This window comes from Parafrankia sp. Ea1.12 (genome assembly GCF_900465275.1).
GTDB lineage: Bacteria > Actinomycetota > Actinomycetes > Frankiales > Frankiaceae > Parafrankia > Parafrankia soli.
This window is the reverse complement of sequence record NZ_UBIZ01000227.1, coordinates 1-4,219: the sequence shown is the minus strand read 5'-3', so window position 1 is coordinate 4,219 and position 4,219 is coordinate 1. Positions and strand designations below refer to the sequence as shown.

The 4,219-nt window shown below is 75.7% G+C and carries 3 protein-coding genes and 1 pseudogene; all 4 read right to left on the bottom strand.

What is annotated here, in order from left to right; genetic code table 11:
- A pseudogene (locus tag FMEAI12_RS08795) lies at nt 1–608 on the bottom strand (hypothetical protein); the annotation flags it as partial.
- A gap of 548 nt (nt 609–1,156) precedes the next feature.
- On the bottom strand, nt 1,157–1,966 hold the full coding sequence (gene larB / locus FMEAI12_RS08790; RefSeq protein WP_112105637.1) for a nickel pincer cofactor biosynthesis protein LarB: 810 nt from the start codon (nt 1,964–1,966) through the stop codon (nt 1,157–1,159).
- 138 nt (nt 1,967–2,104) lie between these two features.
- Entirely contained in the window at nt 2,105–3,046 is a 942-nt protein-coding gene (locus tag FMEAI12_RS08785) for an aminoglycoside phosphotransferase family protein (protein ID WP_112105636.1), read from the bottom strand.
- 43 nt (nt 3,047–3,089) lie between these two features.
- Nucleotides 3,090–4,219: hypothetical protein (locus FMEAI12_RS08780; RefSeq protein ID WP_235013836.1), on the bottom strand; the 1,130-nt coding region annotated here is incomplete at its 5' end.

Sequence of the window (4,219 nt, the reverse complement as noted above, 5' to 3'; positions counted from 1 at the left end):
GCCTCGGTGGGCGGTGGCACGGGCGGCATGGGTGCCGCCGGGCGGTCGCCGCGGGCCTGCTGCCATGATCCGGGGCGCTCCCGGCCGTACGACGGCGCGGGAGCGGCGCCGTCCCGCCAGGGATCGACGGGCACCGCCGCGGGCGGCGGCGGGTCGCCGGCCCAGATCTGTCGCCCGGGATCGACGGCGGGCGGCGGGCCCGGTGTCTGGTGTTGCGGCGAGCCCGGTGTCTGGTGCTGGCGCTGTGCCCACGGCGGCGGATCGTTGAAGCCTTCCGGGCCTCCGACCTCGATGGCGTCGTCCGGACCACCAACGGACCACCCCTGCGGCCGGGCGTCACGCGAGTGGTTGCCGTACGGCGATCTGTGCCGGGCCGCTCCGTCGTGCGGTCCGCCGTCGTACGGCCCGCTGCCGGGCGGCGGTGAGTGGATCGCCGACACGTCGTAGGACGAGGCTCCTCCGTAGGATGCGGCCGCGTCCTGCCGGTGAGCGCTCTGCCGGTGGGCGTCGTGTCGGTGAGCGTCCTGCGGGCCGGTCACCTCGACAACGGACATGCCGTCCCGAGGCGACGGGCGGTCCCCGCCACCGATGTCGTCGGTCCTGTTCATGATCGAGTACTCATGATCCCGCCTGAGATGAACGGCCGCCGTGCGGCGAAATCACACGGTCAACCCTGCCCCGGCACACTGTCCAGCCCGGCTCCTCCGTTCGGGCCGTCAACGACGAGAGTCGGTCCAGGATGACATGAGTCGGAGGGTCGTGACGGCACGGCCTGTCACGGTCGCGTTCGGGAGCCGGCAGTGCGTCGGTATTTGCGAAGGGCCTCGCCGTTGGTGGCCGCGTCGTCGGGCCGGCGGTGTGTGCAGGAGTCCTGGGGCCCTGGAGGCGATAGATATGCACGCCGGCCAGGTCCCTGCGCACGGTGCCGAGCCACCGCGGCGGTTGAGTGACAGCCAGGACTCACCCAGCCGCCACGCATCGTCGGATGGCGGTATCCCGCCTGCCCAGGGCCGCACCCGCCGGGTCCGGGTCCGGGTCCGGGCCGCGGGCTGCCGACGGCCCTGGGCCTCGGCACCGGCCCGGCGGCTCGGCTCGGCACCGGGGCGAGAGGAACAGGCGAGAGTGGTCGTGGCGCCGAGTCGGTTCCGACTCGGTACTAGGCCCGGCGGGCGACCCGGGCGGCGAACAGGCCCGCGCCGAACCCGTTGTCGATGTTGCACACCGCGATGCCTGGTGCGCAGGAGGTGAGCATTCCCAGCAGGGCCGCGAGCCCGCCGAAGCTCGCGCCGTACCCGACGCTGGTCGGCACGGCCACCAGGGGTACGCCGACCAGCCCGCCGATCACGCTCGGCAGGGCGCCCTCCATTCCGGCGATCACGACCAGGCAGTCGGCGCTGTCCAGGACCGGCCGCGCGGCCAGGACGCGGTGCAGGCCGGCGACACCGACGTCGCGGACCATCTCCACACCCGCGCCGGCGGCCTCCGCCGTCATGGCGGCCTCCTCGGCGACGGGTGCGTCCGAGGTGCCGGCGGCGACGATCACGACCCGGCCGCGGGGCTCCGGCAGCGGGCCGACTACCACCGTCGCCGGCCGCTCGTCGCCCGAGGCCGAGGCCGAGGCCGAAGCCGAGGAGCTGACCCGCGCGTCGGGCCAGCGTTCGCGCAGCGCCGCCACGGTGGCCGCTCCGGCCCGGGTGACCAGCGTGGGCGTCCCGACTCCCGAGGCCCGGCGGAGCGTCTCGACGATGCCGACCGTCTCCGCCGCGGTCTTGCCCGCGCCGTAGACCACCTCAGGATCACCGGTGCGGATCCCGCGGTGGGTGTCCACGCGCGCGTAGCCGAGGTCGGCGAAACCCGAGCCGTCGCCGCCGAGCGGCCCCGCGATCAGCGCCGCGGCGGCATCCTCGGGATCGACCTGGCCGCTCGACACGGCCTTCAGCAGCGTCCGGAGGCGTTCGGAGTCCATGGGCCGATGCTGCCAGGGCAACGGCGGGCAGCGGTCCGCCGCCGGGGGCGGACCGCTGCGGGTGACGGTCGGCCGCGGGCGGCCGCGCCGTGTTGCCGCTTCCGAGGCCCTCCACCAGCGCCGGCACCGGCGTTGACGTCAGCGATAAGGGGTCCAGACCGTCTGGTCGGAGCCCGAGCGGAGGCTGCCCACCCTGACCGCGAACTGGGCCGCGGCCGTCGGGCTGCTGGCGAGGATCGGGACGACGCTCGTCACCAGCTTCAGCTCGCGCACGGAGCGCAGCACCCCGAACCCCTCCCAGGCGGTGACGTCGAATCCGTAGGCGCGGGCCAGCTCGAGCTGCGGCGTGGGCGGGCGGCCGAAGCGCAGCGTGCCCACCGCCACCGGGACAAGATCCCACTCCGCCGGCCCCTGGCAGGTCGCGTCGAAGTCGCAGATCACGACCTCGCCCGTCGCCGACCGGATGAGGTTGCCCAGGTGCGCGTCCCCGTGGACGACGGTGCGCGGCAACGCGTACCGCACGGTCGCGAGCGCCTCGTCCACCCGCAGCGCGAGATTCTCCAGGAACCGCCGGTCGTCGACGCCGAGCCCCTCGGCGTCGGAGAGTCGCCGCCGGACGTCGTCGAGCGGGTCCCACACCGGCAGCGGCGGATCGGGCGGTGGCAGGGCGTGCAGCCGGCGCAGGATGGCCGCCAGATCCCGGGCGCCAGCGGCTCCACCGGCCCCGCCGGGAGCCGCGGGCGCGCCGGTGGGAGGGGCCGCGTCGACCCAGACGGTGGCGACGTGCCCGTCCACGGTGATCGGGGCGGACAGGCCGGGGAACAGCCGGACCGCCGGCATCTCGTGCTCGGCGAGCCAGCGCGCGACCCGCACGACCTTCTCGACCCGGTGGTTCATCGCGGTGGAGCTGGCGATGCGCACGACCGCCGCCTCGCGGGGCAGCCGGTACACCGCGTTCACGGTCAGCTTGATCGGCTCGGCGTCGCGGTCGTCCAGGCCGACGCTCGAACAGATGCGACCGAGCGCGCGCCGCGACCGCTGCGCGCTGAAGCGCCCGGCGACACCTGGTTCGGGATCCACGGATCGGCCTCCGAGCGCGGGCCGGCCACGCCCGGCACCAGTACTAGAGATCCAGTGTCGGTGCCGGGACGGCGCCGGGATCAGGGCGCTGGCCCGATGCCGAGCGCTGCCATTCCCGCACGAGTGCGGCCAGCTCCCTGACCTGGCGCACCTCGCCGTGCGGGGTGGTGGCGGCGAGCAGTTGGTCGGCCCGGCTGGAGACCGAGGCGACCGTGCGCCCCCAGGAGATGCCGATCGCGTCGGTCGCGAGCTCGCAGACGCCGTCGAGCTCGAGCCGGCCCTGGCGGGCCATCGCCAGGGCGAGGTCGAACCGGATCACCGACCGGAAGCCGGGCGCGTTCATCGCGTCCAGCTTCGGCAGCGCCAGCTCGGCGTGCTCCTGGGCGGCACGCGGCCGGCCGAGCAGGCAGAGCGCGGTGGTCGCGTTGTAGGAGACCTCGACCGGGTGGAACGTGTCGAAGCTGGGTCCAGGCCGGCCCCAGCGGTCCGCCGGGATGGCGTCGGCCAGGTCGTAGGCGTGGTCGAGGCTGCCGGCCGCGCCGCGGACGTCTCCCATCGCCGCCAGCGCGCGGGCCTCCTGGCACACCAGCCGGGCCCGGACGGGGCCGGAGCCCACGTGCCGCAGGCCGTCCCGGGCGAGGCGCAGGGCCTCGCCGGGACGCCCGCCGTAGAACTCGTTGACGGCCCCGACCTCGCGCGCGGAGCCGCACAGCGGGCCGTCGCCGGCCTCGAGGCCGGCCGCGTAGCCGTCGGCGGTGAGCTGGCGGGCGGAGGCGACGTCGCCCTGCTTGAAGGCCGCGTCGGCGCCGAGCACCGCGACCCGGCCGGCGAGCACGAGCAGCCGGCGGGAGTCCTCCGTGGCCATGGACCGGCGGCCGAGCCGCTCCAGGCCGCGCCGGAGCCGGGCCGTGCGCGCGCGCACGTGGGCGGGGGGGACCACCTCGTGGGTGTTGACCAGCTCGCCCAGCGCCTCGTTCGCGCGCTCGAGGGCGAGCTGTACCGGGCTGGCCGCGAGCACGTCCGCCACCTCCATGATCTGGCTCTGGGCGAGCAGCGCGCCCACGACGGCGGCCCCCGCGCACCGGTGGAACCGCCTGCGGTCAGCGGTGGCCCCCGCCACCTCGCGCTCGCCCGCGGAGCGGATCTCCTCCGCGGACCAGGCCTCGCCCGCAG

Excerpts from the sequence above, each read along its gene's own strand:
- larB (WP_112105637.1), bottom strand. The coding sequence starts at position 1,966 with ATGGACTCCGAACGCCTCCGGACGCTGCTGAAGGCCGTGTCGAGCGGC.